This is a genomic window from Serratia sp. Sp408 (assembly GCF_057180665.1).
In genome coordinates this window covers 1796566-1811247 of sequence record NZ_JBXUFT010000001.1, presented here as the reverse complement: position 1 = coordinate 1811247, position 14682 = coordinate 1796566, and the positions used below count along the sequence as shown (strand labels likewise).

Annotated in this window: 18 protein-coding genes; 3 read left to right on the top strand and 15 right to left on the bottom strand. The window is 48.7% G+C overall.

Annotated elements, in window-relative coordinates; all coding sequences use genetic code 11:
- The first annotated feature begins 108 nt into the window (after positions 1–108).
- Positions 109–1041 (top strand): hypothetical protein, encoded by a 933-nt coding sequence (locus AC2AXP_RS08590; RefSeq protein ID WP_484381557.1) that lies wholly within the window; start codon positions 109–111, stop codon positions 1039–1041.
- Positions 1042–1069: 28 nt separating this feature from the next.
- Here AC2AXP_RS08590 and AC2AXP_RS08585 read toward each other — a convergent pair whose 3' ends face one another.
- The 12 genes from AC2AXP_RS08585 to AC2AXP_RS08530 all read right to left on the bottom strand — a co-directional run bounded on the left by AC2AXP_RS08585 (position 1070) and on the right by AC2AXP_RS08530 (position 7078).
- Entirely contained in the window at positions 1070–1516 is a 447-nt protein-coding gene (locus AC2AXP_RS08585; RefSeq protein WP_484381556.1) for a phage virion morphogenesis protein, read from the bottom strand.
- Positions 1509–1943, bottom strand: a complete 435-nt coding sequence (locus AC2AXP_RS08580; protein WP_484381555.1) for a phage tail protein — start codon at positions 1941–1943, stop codon at positions 1509–1511. Before AC2AXP_RS08580 ends, AC2AXP_RS08585 begins: the two co-directional genes overlap by 8 nt.
- Positions 1903–2145 carry an Rz1-like lysis system protein LysC gene (gene lysC, locus AC2AXP_RS08575; protein ID WP_099050031.1) on the bottom strand — a complete coding sequence of 81 codons (243 nt, stop codon included), beginning with the start codon at positions 2143–2145 and terminating at the stop codon, positions 1903–1905. The genes AC2AXP_RS08580 and lysC overlap by 41 nt, the downstream gene beginning before the upstream one ends.
- A complete protein-coding gene (gene lysB / locus AC2AXP_RS08570; protein ID WP_061323328.1) occupies positions 2048–2506 on the bottom strand; it encodes an Rz-like lysis system protein LysB in 459 nt (152 codons plus the stop codon). The genes lysC and lysB overlap by 98 nt, the downstream gene beginning before the upstream one ends.
- Complete coding sequence (locus AC2AXP_RS08565) at positions 2503–3000, bottom strand: glycoside hydrolase family 24 protein (RefSeq protein ID WP_484381554.1); 498 nt, start codon at positions 2998–3000, stop codon at positions 2503–2505. Before AC2AXP_RS08565 ends, lysB begins: the two co-directional genes overlap by 4 nt.
- Positions 2975–3304, bottom strand: a complete 330-nt coding sequence (locus AC2AXP_RS08560) for a phage holin family protein (RefSeq protein WP_484381553.1) — start codon at positions 3302–3304, stop codon at positions 2975–2977. Before AC2AXP_RS08560 ends, AC2AXP_RS08565 begins: the two co-directional genes overlap by 26 nt.
- A gap of 2 nt (positions 3305–3306) precedes the next feature.
- Positions 3307–3675, bottom strand: coding sequence for a putative holin (locus tag AC2AXP_RS08555; RefSeq protein WP_329906153.1), 369 nt, complete (start codon positions 3673–3675; stop codon positions 3307–3309).
- Between the two features lie 4 nt (positions 3676–3679).
- Complete coding sequence (locus AC2AXP_RS08550) at positions 3680–3883, bottom strand: tail protein X (protein ID WP_046373880.1); 204 nt, start codon at positions 3881–3883, stop codon at positions 3680–3682.
- Entirely contained in the window at positions 3883–4347 is a 465-nt protein-coding gene (locus tag AC2AXP_RS08545) for a head completion/stabilization protein (RefSeq protein WP_368460526.1), read from the bottom strand. Before AC2AXP_RS08545 ends, AC2AXP_RS08550 begins: the two co-directional genes overlap by 1 nt.
- Before the next feature lie 98 nt (positions 4348–4445).
- Positions 4446–5108: a phage terminase small subunit gene (locus AC2AXP_RS08540; RefSeq protein ID WP_241686401.1), complete on the bottom strand. Its 663-nt coding sequence runs from the start codon at positions 5106–5108 to the stop codon at positions 4446–4448.
- Between the two features lie 11 nt (positions 5109–5119).
- Positions 5120–6184, bottom strand: coding sequence for a phage major capsid protein, P2 family (locus AC2AXP_RS08535; protein ID WP_484381552.1), 1065 nt, complete (start codon positions 6182–6184; stop codon positions 5120–5122).
- 60 nt (positions 6185–6244) lie between these two features.
- Positions 6245–7078: a GPO family capsid scaffolding protein gene (locus tag AC2AXP_RS08530; RefSeq protein ID WP_484381551.1), complete on the bottom strand. Its 834-nt coding sequence runs from the start codon at positions 7076–7078 to the stop codon at positions 6245–6247.
- A gap of 157 nt (positions 7079–7235) precedes the next feature.
- On the opposite strand from AC2AXP_RS08530, the gene AC2AXP_RS08525 reads away from it, so the two are divergent.
- A complete protein-coding gene (locus AC2AXP_RS08525) occupies positions 7236–9002 on the top strand; it encodes a terminase ATPase subunit family protein (RefSeq protein ID WP_484381550.1) in 1767 nt (588 codons plus the stop codon).
- Positions 9003–10043: a phage portal protein gene (locus AC2AXP_RS08520; protein ID WP_484381549.1), complete on the top strand. Its 1041-nt coding sequence runs from the start codon at positions 9003–9005 to the stop codon at positions 10041–10043. It abuts the gene before it with no gap.
- A 54-nt stretch (positions 10044–10097) separates the two neighbouring features.
- Here the strand turns inward: AC2AXP_RS08520 and AC2AXP_RS08515 are convergent, their stop codons facing one another.
- The 3 genes from AC2AXP_RS08515 to AC2AXP_RS08505 all read right to left on the bottom strand — a co-directional run bounded on the left by AC2AXP_RS08515 (position 10098) and on the right by AC2AXP_RS08505 (position 14379).
- Complete coding sequence (locus AC2AXP_RS08515; protein WP_484381548.1) at positions 10098–11000, bottom strand: hypothetical protein; 903 nt, start codon at positions 10998–11000, stop codon at positions 10098–10100.
- A 111-nt stretch (positions 11001–11111) separates the two neighbouring features.
- On the bottom strand, positions 11112–13304 hold the full coding sequence (locus AC2AXP_RS08510) for a S8 family peptidase (protein ID WP_484381547.1): 2193 nt from the start codon (positions 13302–13304) through the stop codon (positions 11112–11114).
- Positions 13297–14379 (bottom strand): AAA family ATPase, encoded by a 1083-nt coding sequence (locus tag AC2AXP_RS08505; protein ID WP_319877004.1) that lies wholly within the window; start codon positions 14377–14379, stop codon positions 13297–13299. Before AC2AXP_RS08505 ends, AC2AXP_RS08510 begins: the two co-directional genes overlap by 8 nt.
- Positions 14380–14682: the final 303 nt, after the last annotated feature.

Sequence of the window (14682 nt, the reverse complement as noted above, 5' to 3'; positions counted from 1 at the left end):
TGCGGGCATTGTGTGGTGTCTGGCACAATGTCACTCATAACTATTTTAGAATGAAAAACTAATCGTTTATTTTCCATTATAGGTAGATAACATTGTGAGGAATAATTTATGACTGAAATTTTAAAAAAAAATCCTTATGTAATTACTAAAGAAAATAGTCTTGATTGTAATGTAAAAAAAACCGAAGTAACCATTGATGTTGATGGTATAAAGAAAACTATCATGAGGTTCGAATTAAAACCTAATGGTGATGTGATTATGATTTTGAAACATGCTGGATTTTATAGGGAGAAAGGGACAGCTGAATATCATGGGAAAGGTATTAAACAGCAGCGATACTCGTTTCATCGAAGTTTGAAAAGCCCAAAAAAAATCAATGTAATTAAACACACGTATGAGATGAATAACGGTGAATTGATAGATAGTAGAGTGGTAACACCAGTTATAAAAAATAAATCAGGATTCGTTCAGGTATACAGTCGGCGAGTCCCCATTCTGACACCCGAACGTTATAATACCAAGAATTTATCCAAAGCAAGTGTAGAGGAAAGCTTAGGTCATTGGGATGTAAATAACTCGACTCTTTTAGTTTCTGTTTTTGTTGGATCTGCGTCATTAAATGCCTCGCATGATGATAATATATTAAATATACGCAGTTTTGTTAGAGGTGATTTTAGATTTGTATTGGTTTGGACATATTTAATGATGCCAGCCCATAGCTCAGGAGCGTTGCGTCACAGAGTTACACTTAAGCTGGATAATGGCATGATATTAGGTTTGGATAATGGCTTGAGTATAGAAGAAGTTGTTCTTAATGCTATTTCTGAGTTTTGGTATCTTTCCGATGAGTTCGCAAAAACCATATCTTCCGAACAAGGGTTTTCTCTTGAGAATATATTTGAGATTATAAAGTTAACTGGGTTTGTGAAGGATGGACGTCGTTCTAGTTTAGCATATCAGGAAAGATTAAGAAAGATGGTGTCTTCTGGGAGTCATATACGACATGAGTATTTGTTTGGTAAATTATTAAATAAAAATTAAAATAATAAGCAGTGGTTTGGATGCAAAGCTATTTACTTAGATAATTTATCAGAATATCGCCGACGGCGGTGATGGCAGGGGCATTCAGTCCAAATAATTGGCGGGCGTCGTATTTCACGGTTGGGCCCCGCTTGCTCACTTTGTCGCGCAGGCCGTAATGGTGCACGCGCGCAATGCGCATCACACTGCCGGCAAAGTAAACGGCGGCCTCGTCTGCCGTAGTTGCTGTTTTCATAAAGCGAGTGGTCTGCAGCTTGCTGAACATTTTCCTGCGTATCCGCCCCTTTTTGCTGCGGCCTTGCGGTTTCCGCCCGGCGTAGGGGGTGCCGTCCGGGTTGCGTTGCTGGCTGATCTGCAGGCGCTGGCGACGGCGCAATTCATTAGCCCACTGGCGAGTTAGCTTTTTCCTCGCTGCTGGGGTTAGCTGTGAGGCGAGGGCGGCTAGCCAGTCTTCAATCTGAATAAAATCACTCATTGGGTGCCCACTGATCGGCGTAAGGTGGTTCCGGCTCAGGGACGGCCTCTACAACCATTTGGCCGCCTGTCTCTTTCACGATCACGCGCTCTGTTAGCTTCAGGTTTATGCTGATGTCGCAGGTGGTGTTATTCAGAATATCCACCTCAAATGTGAATCCCTTATCTCTGCTGTCTGGGTTAGCCATGATGTCTGGCTGGTTGCGGCGAAGCCAATACAAGATCACTGCGTTCAGCAGGTTTTGGTCTGCTGAAAAGTCGGTTATCACCAGGTTGAGTGTGTACTGGTATTCGAATGAAATGGTTGGCGCCAGGCTGGAAACAACTGCACCCTCATCAACAAAAATGTGCAGTTTGTCTGGGTTTTTCCCCAGATATTCTATCCCGTCAGAGAGGGCCTTTCTCAATGATTCCGGCTTGTTCATCATTTTTTTCCTGGCATTGAATAATGGTATCGACCTGATCGGCACACATCGCCCAAGCAGCCTCTACGCGGCTCTTTTCCCGCTCCAGGTCCCCGTTGGTGAGCGGGTTACTGGCCGGCAGCTGGCAGGCGATCAACCTCGGACAACCAGGCGCGATAAGCTGCACCTCCGGTAACTGCCGGGCGGGCGTGCAGGCGCACAACATCAGGAGGCAAGCGGCCGTCAGCCCAGGCCTTAAGCTCTGCATTTTCACGGTATAACCTCGCAATCAGATTTTCACGTTGTGAAAGAAGGGCGGCCGTGTTGGTCATCTGCTGACGCAACTCGGCTTGCGCCCGGTTGTTATTGCTGGCGATCAAGCCCAGGGTTATCAGCTCGGCATTTTTAGCTGATAGCTGCGCCTCCATTCCTTCGATGGTTTTTCCCTGGGCTTTGATGGTTACTTGCTGATCACTGACGGCTTTTTCATAGGCGCCCAACCTCCAACTTTTCCACCCTAACGCCGCGGCGAGCGCCAGGACGATGGCGGCCACGATCAACCAACTGCGTGGAATGACGGCGGTCATGCCAGCGCCCCGCCATAACTGACGTATTTTTTCAGCAGGGTTTCAAGCTTGTGCTCGGGCTGGCCATATCCGGCGCCCGGCAGGCTCGCCCATATATTGCGGCACTTTTTCAACGCCAACTCTATCCGGCCGGCATTGATGTCAGCGAGGGCGCCACGCTCGCGGATTAGTTGAATGGCCCACCTGTCCTGTGATTCCGGCCCAAAGTCTGGCAATTTCAGTGCGATGCGGTAATGGTCCCAATCCCTGATCAAAAACTGGTAGCCGCCTGATGCCGTGCTGCGCTGCCCGCGACTGTTAAACACCTTGCCGGGGCGGCCGCTGGCGAACGGGTGATCTCGGTAGCTGGAAAAGGTTTCTGCTTTGCCGTCGACACCGGTCACGATCACGTTGTATCCGTCGTCTGACCTGGCCAAAAGCGTGGCGCCAATTTCGCTGAATCGCAGCGTGTCCAGATAGGCGTTAATGTTAGGAGTGGTGACGATGCGGGCCATTTTTCCCCCTGGCTTTTTGCTTGGCTGGCGCCCGTTCTTTCGCCGCGGGCGGTGATGGGATGATCGCCATGATGTTCCCGCGGGAACGGGTGACTGCCATCAGGATCATGAAACTGAAAAGGGCAGTCAGCGGCCCCGACTGCGGGAAGCGACCGAACGCGGAAAAAATTGGCACGGTGGCGCAAATCATGATCACGACGTATGCGACGCCGCTGGCCCACGGTTTATGCGTTGCCCCTCTGCGCTGGAAAGCCAGCAGGCGGCCGGCAATGAGCAAACAGATGATCGACGTTATCCAGTGCATGGTTATTTCCCCCTGAATATGCGGAAAATCGGGCTATCCCCGTCCAGTTTCTGAAGCGCAACCAGCAGGATTTTGATGGCCACGCCTGCAGCAACGAACGCGCCGGCACCCAGCTTCACCTCAACATCCAGCCCGGTGGCCCTCTTCAGTAGTGCGGCGGCCATCGGCGCGAATAGACAGCCGGCAATAAAGCTACTGATCCAGAGTGCGCCGCGGCGCCTCAGTGTCAGCTCCTGCGATGCCAGCACGAACAATGAGGCGCCACCAAAGGCGCCGAGTACAATCGGCGCGGCGTCGCCAGACAAGACGGAGAGAAGCGTAATCCCGCCAAACGCGAATAAAGTTGTGCCGCTTGTTACTGGTTCGCCCATGACATCAATCCCAAAGTTGAATAATTTGCTGTGTGGGTGTCGGCGCAATATCCGGCATTTCTACCGGCGTGCCGTGCGGAATAAATGGCCCGATTTCTGCCAGGCCAGGGTTAGCCAATAAGACGACTTCGGATAGCCCGGCGGTGCGGCCATAGTGGCGCCAGCACAGCTCATCAACAGTGTCGTTTTGGTGGGCTATCACTTTCATCAGATCAGCTCTACAGTCATGTGTTTTTCGCCTTGGATCAGCCGCATGGCCCAGCGAGCATCCCGCCAGAGCTCATCAATGGATTCGTCCATTTCGTCGGCTCGCTTCCCTCCGGCCCCGGTGGCATCAAAATCGCGATACCGTTCGTTTAAATTGGCCTTGGTGACGCAGTACACCGCGCGGCTATAGTGCTGAAGCAAAACGCTTTCGTCGTCCAACTCTTCTGCCGGCACATTTTCCAGAGCGGTAAAGCCAGCGGCCTGCTGTTTCTGCCTCCACTCGGTCAATTCCCCATTCACTTCCGCAATGGCATTCAGCGCTGCATGGCGCAGGCGCTGCGGGGTGAATGTGCCATCAGTCTTGATGGACTCCTGCAAATCGGACAGATCTACATCCGGCCAAAATTGCGTGTTCTTGATTACCTGCTTTTCCTCGCCGGTCTGGCCTGGTGCCACAAATTTCATGATCAAGGCTCTCAATGGGTGGGCGGTGGACGGGCGTATTGATGCGGTATAAAACCTGTCGCAACGCCCGTGCCGCCCCGCGCGTGGGCACGTTCGGTTTAGCCGTTCTCGGCTTTCTTCAACTCGCGTTCGAGTCGTTCAATGTCTTTTTTCACACCAACCCGCTCATGCAACTGGAAGGCGCGGTTTAACTGGTTGAGCGCTAACTCAGGCTGTTCGTTATCCCGTAACCCGTAGCCCATGACTTTGTGCAGCTTGGCGCGCACTTCGTCCGGCATGTCGTGGTCTTCGATAAGATCCATGAGGCGCGTCAGGATGGAGAGATTTACCGGCTGCTTGGCGTCGTAGGCTTTCAGGGCGCTATCCGCGATCTCTTCGGCTACTGCGCAGGCGGTTTGGCGTGCATATCGGCTTGGCATGACCAGCCCATGCTTGAGCGCGTACTCCGCGATGTCGATGGCGCCGTTGTAGTCGCCGGCGTCGATGCGCCAGACCATCACATGCATGATTACGTCATCTTGCGCGCCCATACCGGTCTGCAGCACTCCTGCTACCCACGGGGAGTAATGAGGGAGAATTTCGCGCTTAACTTCGGCTTTTTTCTCCTGAGATTGCACCCGCTTCAGTCGGCGGCTGTCCTCTTCAATTTTCAGGAGCATCATTTCATAGCCATTGGCATGGCGGCTTAGAGCGCCGCCCTGGCGGGCGGCCTCTTTTGCTTGCACATAGACCATATGGCGCTGCGCTGGGCTCAGGGCCATCAGTTAGCCCCTTATTCGCCCGCCGGTGCTTCCGGCGCTGGCGCCGCAAACTTGCCGAGTTTGATGTTTTCGATCAGGCAACCACAGCCGTAATCTTCAACCACATAGGCCTCGTTAACCGACTCGAAGTTTTCGATGCGGTCGCGTCTTGGGTTGTCGATAATCAGCCGGCGGCGGGTGTCTTCCTGCCAGTAGATGGACAGGTTATCCAGGCGGGTAATCAGCATGGCGTTGGCCGGGAAGAAGGGTGCGCGAACAGCCTGCAGGCCGCCCATGCGTTTCTGGCTGATAATCAGATCAGCGGCCAGCGCTTCGGTGTTTGGCTGCGACTGGTTCACCAACGGGAAGTATTTATCCGCCAGCAGGCCGCGGCCGCAAATCACCACCAGATCCGTATCATCCTGGAACCACGGATCGATCAGGTTGTTCACGGCGTCCATCACAACGGCATCCAGGTTGGCGAAGTCGCCGTTCTCACCCACGCGGATCACAGGCGAAACTACAGCGCCTTCGTCATCCACGATTTTATCCATCACGCGTACCGGGGCGTCGGTGCGGTATTTCTGCAGCCAGCCAATATTAATGTCCTGCAGCAATGGGTTGGCGGTGCGGTTCGACGTCTTTTCACGCTTCACGCCGTTAAAGCCGATCATGATGCGGTCCAGTGCCTGGCGTAACACGATGGCGTCACGGATGCGTTTCTGGAAATCCTGGAACTTGGCCCACAGGTCCAATTTCCCGTAATTGATCGAAGTGTCGAAGTTGGTTTGTTCGCACTTGTACTCGATGGAGTCCAGGCCGCTTGGATCCGTGGTTTCACGCTCTTTGGTTGAGGTGTCAGTGGTGCTGGCAATCGTTGTGCCCACACCCAGCCCCAAACGTTGACCTGATTGCTCTGTCACCTGGACAATATTGATCAACTGCAGGAATGCGGCGCTTTCCTGGATTTTATTTTCCAGCTTTTGTGCGATAGAAGGCTCTACCGCAAATTTAGTGCTGAATTCGACGGCTACACCGTTCAACTCACCCAGGGTGGTCAGGTAGGCGTTAAATTTAAATCGCGTTTCATTGCGCATAATCGGTAACTCTCCGTAATCAGTTTTCTATGCCCTATGGGGTATGCCGTGGCACTGCGTTTAGCAGTCGGTTTTTTCTCCGTTGCTTTCACCGCCGCCGCCAGGTGTTAACGGGCGAAACTTCGGATTGCGCTCCTGCTTGCTCAGGTTGGTCTGCAGGTCGTTAAGTTGCTTGCTCAGTGCGGTGATCTGGGTTTCCAGCGCCGGCACTTTTTCAGCAGTGGTGTTGAGCTTGGAGACGCTATCGCCGAGGCTCTGTACTTCGCCGGCGACCAGTTCCACAGCCTGATTCACGTCAGAAAAGCGCGCGTCGTCATTGGCGTTTCGCTTGGCGAACATCGCCGTGATGCGGGACAGCAGGCCGGGTTTTTGGTCTTCCTGCTCCACAAATTCGATCAGGGCTTCTTCTGCTGCGGTAAAGAGGTTGTCTTTATGCTGCTTGCGGTTAGCCAATGGGTTTGCTGATGCGGACGCACTGAACGCGAGGTATTCGGTACCCAGGCTGGCCGGGTCGTCGGTTACGGCCAGGCCGATCAGGTAGGCTTCGCCGGTATCGGCAAATTTCGGGTTTACCTCGATCGAGGTGTAAACCTTCTGCGCCTGCTTAACCATTTCGACCAGGTCCGCGGTTGGTGCGATGTCGCCATAAAGCGCCATCTTCCCGGCCAGTGGACCCTCGGTAATTTCCTCCGCTGTCAGGCCGGTTACATCACCGAAACGACGGAAGGAGCTATCGGGATGATATCCCTTGATGTGTTCCAGATTTACCCGCGCGCCATAAACGGATGGGTTGTAGTTCTTGGCCATCTGCGTCAGCCATTCGCGGCTAATGTTGCGGCCGTCGGTTGTCGCACCCTCTACGGCAATACGAAAACGCTTTGATTTAAGTGTCATTAGTCTGTTCCGGTCAGTGTCGGTAATCGGTAATCGGTAATCGGTCAGGCTTATGGTTGCGGCGAATAGGGAGGGGAGACAACGAAAGGGCATTGTGTGGTGTTTGGCACAATGGCCGGGAAAGGATGGCGGCGCGGCCGGTCGGTAGTCTGGCGCCATGACAACGACGACGCTCAACACCGATCTTGATCCCCGCAGACAGGCGATGTTCCTGTACTTTCAGGGGTTACGCATATCCCGCATTGCTGAAATGCTGGGAGAGAAGGCTGCAACAGTACACAGCTGGAAGAAACGCGACAAGTGGGGGAGCATTGGCCCGCTTGAGCAAATGCAACTTACCACAACAGCGCGCTATTGCCAGCTGGTGATGAAGGAGCACAAAGAAGGGAAAGACTTCAAGGAAATCGACCTGATCGCCCGCCAGGGGGAGCGGCTTGCCAGGATCGGGAAATTCAATAGCGGCGGCAATGAAGCCGACTTAAACCCGAACGTGGCCAACCGCAACAGCGGCCCGCGCAAGGCGCCCGAGAAGAATGTTTTCAGCGATGAACAGACGGAAAAACTGACCGAAATTTTCCATGATTCTCTGTTCAAATATCAACGCAACTGGTTTGAAGCCGGCGCCAAACACCGCATTCGCAACCTGCTGAAGTCCCGCCAGATCGGCGCGACTTTCTACTTTGCGCGCGAAGCCCTGATCGATGCCATCACTACAGGCCGAAACCAAATCTTCCTGTCAGCGAGTAAGGCGCAGGCGCACGTTTTCAAGCAGTACATCATCGAGTTTGCCCGCGAAGTGGATGTTGAGTTGAAGGGCGACCCGATGACCCTCGGCAACGGCGCGTGTCTCTACTTCCTCGGCACAAATGCTCGCACAGCGCAGAGTTATCACGGCAACCTGTACCTGGATGAATATTTTTGGATCCCTCGCTTCCAGGAGCTGCGCAAAGTTGCCTCCGGCATGGCGCTGCACAAGAAATGGCGCCAGACGTACTTTTCAACGCCGTCGAGCCTTACCCATAGCGCCTACCCATTCTGGTCCGGTGCCCTGTACAACAAAGGCCGCGCCAAGGCTGATCGGGTTGATATCGATCTCACCCATGCCAACCTGGCGCGCGGCGTTCTCTGCCCGGATGGCCAGTATCGCCAAATCATCACCGTTGAAGATGCAGTTAACGGCGGGTGCAACCTGTTTGACCTGGATCAGCTGCGGCTTGAATACGGCCCGGAGGATTATCAGAACCTGCTGATGTGTGAGTTTATCGACGATATGGCGTCGGTGTTCCCACTCACTGAAATGCAGGGGTGCATGGTCGATAGCTGGGAACAGTGGGACGATTTCGAAGCGCTGGCCATCAGGCCTTTCGGGTATCGGCCGGTGTGGATCGGTTATGACCCGGCCAAAGGCTCTGCGTCCGGCGATAGCGCCGGTTGCGTGGTTGTGGCGCCGCCAATGGTGCCGGGCGGGAAATTCCGCATTTTGGAGCGCCACCAGTGGCGCGGCATGGACTTTGCCGCCCAGGCGAAAAGCATCAAGCTTTTGACCGAGTGCTACAACGTCCAATACATCGGCATCGACTCCACTGGCGTTGGTCACGGCGTCTATCAGCTTGTAAAGCAGTTCTTCCCAGCGGTGCGGGAGTTTGTCTATCGCCCAGAGGTGAAAAACGCCCTGGTGCTGAAAGCCAAAGACATCATCACTCACCGGCGCCTGGAGTATGACGCCGGACACACCGACATCACCCAATCCTTTATGGCCATCCGCAAGGCGCTGACCGCCAGCGGTAGCCGACCAACGTATGAAGCCAGCCGCAGCGAAGAAGCCAGCCATGCCGATCTGGCATGGGCAACTATGCATGCACTGTTCAATGAACCGCTCGAAGGCGTCACGGCGGGCAACAGCAACATTGTGGAGATTTTTTAAATGAGCAAGCGTCATAAAAAACGCGCATTACCGCCAGTTCACGCCCATAAACAAGCTGCCGGCGCGGCAGGGGTTGAAGCATTCACCTTTGGCGATCCCGTCCCGGTGCTCGACCGTCGGGAACTGCTTGATTACGTCGAGTGCGTGCGCATGGATAAATGGTATGAGCCGCCGATCAGTTTCGATGGCTTGGCCAGGACGTTCCGGGCCACGGTGCACCATAGCTCGCCGCTATATGTGAAGCGTAATATCTTGACCAGCACATTTAAGCCACATCGCCTGCTGAGTCAGCAGGCCTTCAGCCGTTTCGTGCAGGATTATCTGGTGTTCGGCAATGCCTACCTGGAGTTGCGGACCAACCGCCTCGGCGGCCCGATGGAACTTAGACCCTCCCTGGCGAAATATACGCGCCGGGGCGTGGATCTGGATACCTACTGGTTTGTGCAGTATGGCCTGGGCGTTGACCCTTACCAATTCGACACCGATAGCGTGTTTCATCTTCTGGAGCCTGATATCAACCAGGAGATCTACGGCTTGCCAGAATATCTGTCGGCGCTTAACTCGGCATGGCTCAATGAATCTGCCACTCTGTTCCGCCGCAAGTATTACCAGAACGGCAGTCACGCTGGCTTCATCATGTACATGAGCGACGCCGCCGCCAGCCAGACTGACGTGGATAATATCCGCAACGCTATGAAAGGTGCGCGCGGGCCTGGCAACTTCCGCAATCTGTTCATGTATTCGCCGAACGGTAAGAAGGACGGCATTCAGATCATCCCGCTGAGCGAGGTGGCAGCGAAGGATGAGTTCTGGAATATTAAAAACGTCACTCGTGATGACCAGCTGCACGCGCACCGTGTACCGCCGCAACTAATGTGTATCGTGCCAGAGAACGCTGGCGGATTTGGCAACGTGAAGGAAGCGAGCGAGGTGTTTGTTCGCAATGAGTTGATACCGCTTCAGGAGCGAATGAAAGAAATAAATGAGTGGTTAGGGCAAGATGTAATTACCTTTGAAAAATACTCACTGGGAAATTTTTGATAAACAGAACAACCATCTCACGTTTTATGAGATGGTTGTTCTTTATAAAGCCAGCTATCTCTTCTTGTGTTCAGTTCTGACTGCAATTTCCGGAGTTTGATCACTAGGTGACACAATTGTTTGAACTTTTATAGATGGTGACATGTTTTTATATAATAAGCTACCGAGTGGCTCACCAGTCTTCTTTGATATATCTATTAAGTCAGCAATTAGATCACCTGAAATTGTTTCACCTTCATTCGCCATGACAGTGGTAGACATGTGATAAACTGCTTCCTCTTCATTATCTGCTCTAGTCATGTGTTCGAAAGCAACCTCTGGATCATCGCTTATTAATTCCATGGCAAAATTCATTCCACTACCCTGATCACCAAAATTATAGTGGAATTTTTCTGGATGAGCTCTCGACATAGTTATGGCAAAGATATCGTCATTATGTAGAGGCAAGTGATAACTGTTGAAGTTTATGAATTGAAACCCATCAATACGCATTTGAAAATGATAATGAGGGAAGTCCGCTTCTTTACCAGAATGACCTTTAAAATCTGACTCCGAACAGTCAAATGTCCACTCTACATTTTTCCACTTAATAGTATTCGATATGATTTTTTCTTTCTTTTCTTCAATAGTCATATCATTTATATTGACTATTGGTTTCTCCATATTTGCACACCATCTTAAAAAAGCAGCTATGTTTGTGTACCCATATTTTTTGTAAATGAAATGAAAATCTTTTGTCTTAAACTTACACCTGCGTAATAACCAGTGCAAGCAAGGGTTTTCTTTGCTTATTGTTTTAAAATCTTTACCACATAAGTAGCATTCATCGCGTAAGTATGATTCTTTGAAAAGAGTGTATTGTCTATTGGACTCTTCTTCCATTTTAGCATTTATGTAGTCAATTTCATCATCTTCCAAATCGTCAAAATCCGACATGAATTTTTTTTCATCGAACATAATTAATCTCTCTATGATAAATACTTATTCTTGTTCTCAAAATTATCGATAAAATCAGTAAAGCATTCTTGCTATTTTTTACAGGTAGTATTTAAACCACCTGTAATTTTATCAAGTACGAAGAATAATTTGTTGCTGAACCTGGATTGGCTGCAATGTTTGATACTTTTGCCTAATTTCATTATATAAGTCAGGCATTTCTTCAGCAGAAAGGGAAACTATTAATACATAAGGCAAGTCTTCAAGGTCGTCAGTTTCGACAGGCATACCGCAATCACGACCATAATATATTACATCGAAGCATGGAGACGTCAGCTCATCTTTTTTGAACGTATGTTCACTCCGCAATGTTGTCTCCCATTTGTGAGCGTCACTGCGCTGTTCTCCCTCATCCGCATATACATTTTTTAAATTAAAAAGAGGGAAGGTCATACCGGTTCCATCCGCTGTCCCTTTACGCATGATTACTTCTAATCCACTCCGTGTATAATTTAACGGATGCTCAGCGTCAACCGGAGTTGAAAAGCAAAAAGTTGCACGGAGTTTTACTTCTCCAGGTATTTCTATATCAGGGAATGGGATAGGTGCTCGCATATATTGCGATGGTTTAAGGGTCCCCTGATAAATTACTTTTACTTCGCTATCACTGCAGTAGATGACATCTGATATTTCATTTGGGAAGCGCCCCCAGCCTACATGAGCCCTATCATAATCACTACTTTCGGCATGATGAATAAGAAGTGCTTTTGCTGTTAGTGGAGTTATATCGTATTGCAACGTTGAGCTTAAAGCTATGGCCTGTCTCAAAACTAGAGGCGCAGAAAAGCTCGTGCCAGCAGTAGCAGCTAACCCACCATTTACTGGGCTAAACACCTTAAACGGTTCGTCTTCGCTACCACCAAAAGCTACCCCATCTGGTTTAACAAACCCGGGACTTCTTCCAGGCCCTATACAGCTATAGTGGCACTTTTCCCAATCATCTGAAGTAGAAGTAGCGGCCCCTATGGATAATCCATTGACTAAGTCAGCTGGGGGTTGGATTCGATTAAGACCTTCCGGTAATTCACCATCATTCCCTACTGCTATAGTGCATAATGTTTTTCCATTGGAAAGAATTTCTTCAAGAGTAGATGTCCATACATGAACGTCGTCGTCATCAACAGGCAACCTTGGCCCAAGACTTAAGTTAATATAGTCATAATGTTGGCTGTCAAGTACACTTTTTATTCTAATTAGAACATCAAAAAGATCAACGTCTGCATTGCTTATCGTTGAATCTAATACTCTGTAATGATCTACATTACAATAAGGTATATTCAAATTCTTATTGTCAGAAGTTAGTGCGCCAAATAATATTGTCGATGTTACATCCTGTCCATGGGATAATAATTGAGCGCTAGTCGTTCCCTTTTCATTAAATGTAAATTCGGTTACCCATTTGTTGAAGTCATCAATCCCAAGGCCACCATCAAATATAGCCACTTTCAAATTCTGATTAATGGCATTTTCTGGAGGTAATGCTAGGGGAAAATTAGTTTTTAATATTTGTCGCAGTACAGGTTCGCTGACTCTAAGCTGCGGTAGATCTCTTAACGTTCTTAAAAATGAAAACTGCGCAACCTCTTCAGCTACTTTTTTTGTTGCAATAATTGGAAGAAAGGTTAACCCTTTAACTTTGATGCTTCTTTCTTTCTCAACATGAGCGCCTTGCGATGTCGCAAAGCGAACAAAAGATTCGATAACATTTAAGTCATCATCAGGTGTATGTAGTGCAACTTCAATACTTCTTGTTTTGTCGCCATCTAATTTTTTGATTTTATCAGCAGTGTTAAATAGAGTTATACTTTCCAATGTAATAAAATCATCTTTTTGGCCTTTATTTAAAGTATCAGTTTCTAATGCTGTTAAGAAAGACTTGAAGTTCTTCTTTTCACCAGAAACATAAATACAAGCCGTTGTATATTCTTCTTTTCTTCCTCTTTTTTTAATGTCTTTTCTTGGTTTTATCTTAACTGCTTTACTACCAATACTTGATAGTGAGAATTTATTCAATAGACCGACAGGGAAGTAACTTTTTGCTAAGAAACTTGGATGTAGCACGAATTTGGCAACAGCTTTTCCATCAGCCAAAGCTGCTGGAGGTATTGTGTCAACTTGAGCTATAAGAGTTGCAAGTTCCTGCATGATGACAGGTTTATTTTCATTATATGTGTAAGGCTTATTTTTTCCGCCTCCACCCTTTTTAAGTTCAACAGCTGCAGTTAGTGTCTCTCCATACCCCAGAAGCATGTTTTTATCATTCATTGTCTTCACCTTCTACTTTGTTAAACTTCCTAATCTGTGATCTAGGTAATTCCAAATCAGATGAGATTTTTCTTTGTGAAACACCACTATCTATTAATGATATAATTACATTTTCAATTGTTTCATCTGGAATCATTTCTTCAATCAATGAAATGCTCAAAGGTATTTGCTCAATGATAGAGTTTCTCTTAGCTTGGTGAATTGCTCTTTCTATCACTGCATATGATACTTTATCTAACTTTTCAGCTATATATGAAGCTAGGCTTTCTGGTATGTCTTTAGAAAGAAGAAAAGTTTTGAGCAGCTCCGTAGTAGGGTATTCAAAACTTACGACTCTGTCAAAGCGTCGCCATGCAGCAGGGTCTAAGAGGTCCGCATGATTAGTGGCTGCTATAAGAATCGACGTGCTTGGCCATTCATCTATGGCTTGCAAAAGTACAGTGACAAGCCTCTTAAGTTCACCAACATCGGTGGCATCATCTCTTTTCTTAGCTATAGCATCAAATTCATCAAGTAATAATACGCATGGAAATGAAGATGCATAATTGAGAACAGCTCTAATATTATTACCTGTTTTGCCTAAATAACTGCTCATCACACTTGCGAGGTCAAGTGTTAATAATGGCATTTCAAGTTTTGAAGCTAACCATTTTGCTGCTAAGGTTTTCCCCACTCCTGGAGGGCCTCCCATCAAAAGGGAGCGTGATGGATTCAATCCTTCCTTATGCAGGCGTTCTTTCATCTCCCATTCAGATACAAATCTATTAAGAGATATAGCTGTTTTAGATGGCCAAACCGGCTCCACATCCATGACAACTGGGTAGGTTTCTACTAGTAGCTTTTGTCTTGTATCTGCATCAACAGGAGTTACCCTTGGCGCTACAGGCTGAGCTCTTGCTGCAGAAATTCCAGCCTCAGATTGTATAAGCATGTTCTCTAGTTTGCTTGCTAAGTCTGGAGACTCTTTTTTTAATTTTTTAGACATTATACGCAAACGCATTACAAGGCTATCTTTTCTCCCTGAAAGCGCGTCATTAATGACATCGATGAACACATCATTAGACAGGTTAACCATTTTACCACCTTGCAAACCAATTGAACCAAACTGAGAATATCGTACACCATAATTCAGGCTTTCTCACTTTAATTATCCATTTTTTTATCTTTTTTGAGCCATTTTGGTTGTGTTTTGTACCACTTAATTGCATTGAGGCTTGTCGATACAACACTTGGCTCCACCTTCCGCGCGCAATCGTAGCCCCGCCACGCCTGCCCGCTTTTTGTATGGGTTTTCATGCAGGCGCCCGAATAGCAGAAGGGCGCGCCATTACTGGTGCGCCCGGTTGTTTTAGATCCTTTTTTGATCCTGCGGATTCAT

Excerpts from the sequence above, each read along its gene's own strand:
- AC2AXP_RS08590 (WP_484381557.1), top strand. The coding sequence starts at position 109 with ATGACTGAAATTTTAAAAAAAAATCCTTATGTAATTACTAAAGAAAAT.
- AC2AXP_RS08585 (WP_484381556.1), bottom strand. The coding sequence starts at position 1,516 with ATGAGTGATTTTATTCAGATTGAAGACTGGCTAGCCGCCCTCGCCTCA.
- AC2AXP_RS08580 (WP_484381555.1), bottom strand. The coding sequence starts at position 1,943 with ATGATGAACAAGCCGGAATCATTGAGAAAGGCCCTCTCTGACGGGATA.
- lysC (WP_099050031.1), bottom strand. The coding sequence starts at position 2,145 with ATGTTGTGCGCCTGCACGCCCGCCCGGCAGTTACCGGAGGTGCAGCTT.
- lysB (WP_061323328.1), bottom strand. The coding sequence starts at position 2,506 with ATGACCGCCGTCATTCCACGCAGTTGGTTGATCGTGGCCGCCATCGTC.
- AC2AXP_RS08565 (WP_484381554.1), bottom strand. The coding sequence starts at position 3,000 with ATGGCCCGCATCGTCACCACTCCTAACATTAACGCCTATCTGGACACG.
- AC2AXP_RS08560 (WP_484381553.1), bottom strand. The coding sequence starts at position 3,304 with ATGCACTGGATAACGTCGATCATCTGTTTGCTCATTGCCGGCCGCCTG.
- AC2AXP_RS08555 (WP_329906153.1), bottom strand. The coding sequence starts at position 3,675 with ATGGGCGAACCAGTAACAAGCGGCACAACTTTATTCGCGTTTGGCGGG.
- AC2AXP_RS08550 (WP_046373880.1), bottom strand. The coding sequence starts at position 3,883 with ATGAAAGTGATAGCCCACCAAAACGACACTGTTGATGAGCTGTGCTGG.
- AC2AXP_RS08545 (WP_368460526.1), bottom strand. The coding sequence starts at position 4,347 with ATGAAATTTGTGGCACCAGGCCAGACCGGCGAGGAAAAGCAGGTAATC.
- AC2AXP_RS08540 (WP_241686401.1), bottom strand. The coding sequence starts at position 5,108 with ATGGCCCTGAGCCCAGCGCAGCGCCATATGGTCTATGTGCAAGCAAAA.
- AC2AXP_RS08535 (WP_484381552.1), bottom strand. The coding sequence starts at position 6,184 with ATGCGCAATGAAACGCGATTTAAATTTAACGCCTACCTGACCACCCTG.
- AC2AXP_RS08530 (WP_484381551.1), bottom strand. The coding sequence starts at position 7,078 with ATGACACTTAAATCAAAGCGTTTTCGTATTGCCGTAGAGGGTGCGACA.
- AC2AXP_RS08525 (WP_484381550.1), top strand. The coding sequence starts at position 7,236 with ATGACAACGACGACGCTCAACACCGATCTTGATCCCCGCAGACAGGCG.
- AC2AXP_RS08520 (WP_484381549.1), top strand. The coding sequence starts at position 9,003 with ATGAGCAAGCGTCATAAAAAACGCGCATTACCGCCAGTTCACGCCCAT.
- AC2AXP_RS08515 (WP_484381548.1), bottom strand. The coding sequence starts at position 11,000 with ATGTTCGATGAAAAAAAATTCATGTCGGATTTTGACGATTTGGAAGAT.
- AC2AXP_RS08510 (WP_484381547.1), bottom strand. The coding sequence starts at position 13,304 with ATGAATGATAAAAACATGCTTCTGGGGTATGGAGAGACACTAACTGCA.
- AC2AXP_RS08505 (WP_319877004.1), bottom strand. The coding sequence starts at position 14,379 with ATGGTTAACCTGTCTAATGATGTGTTCATCGATGTCATTAATGACGCG.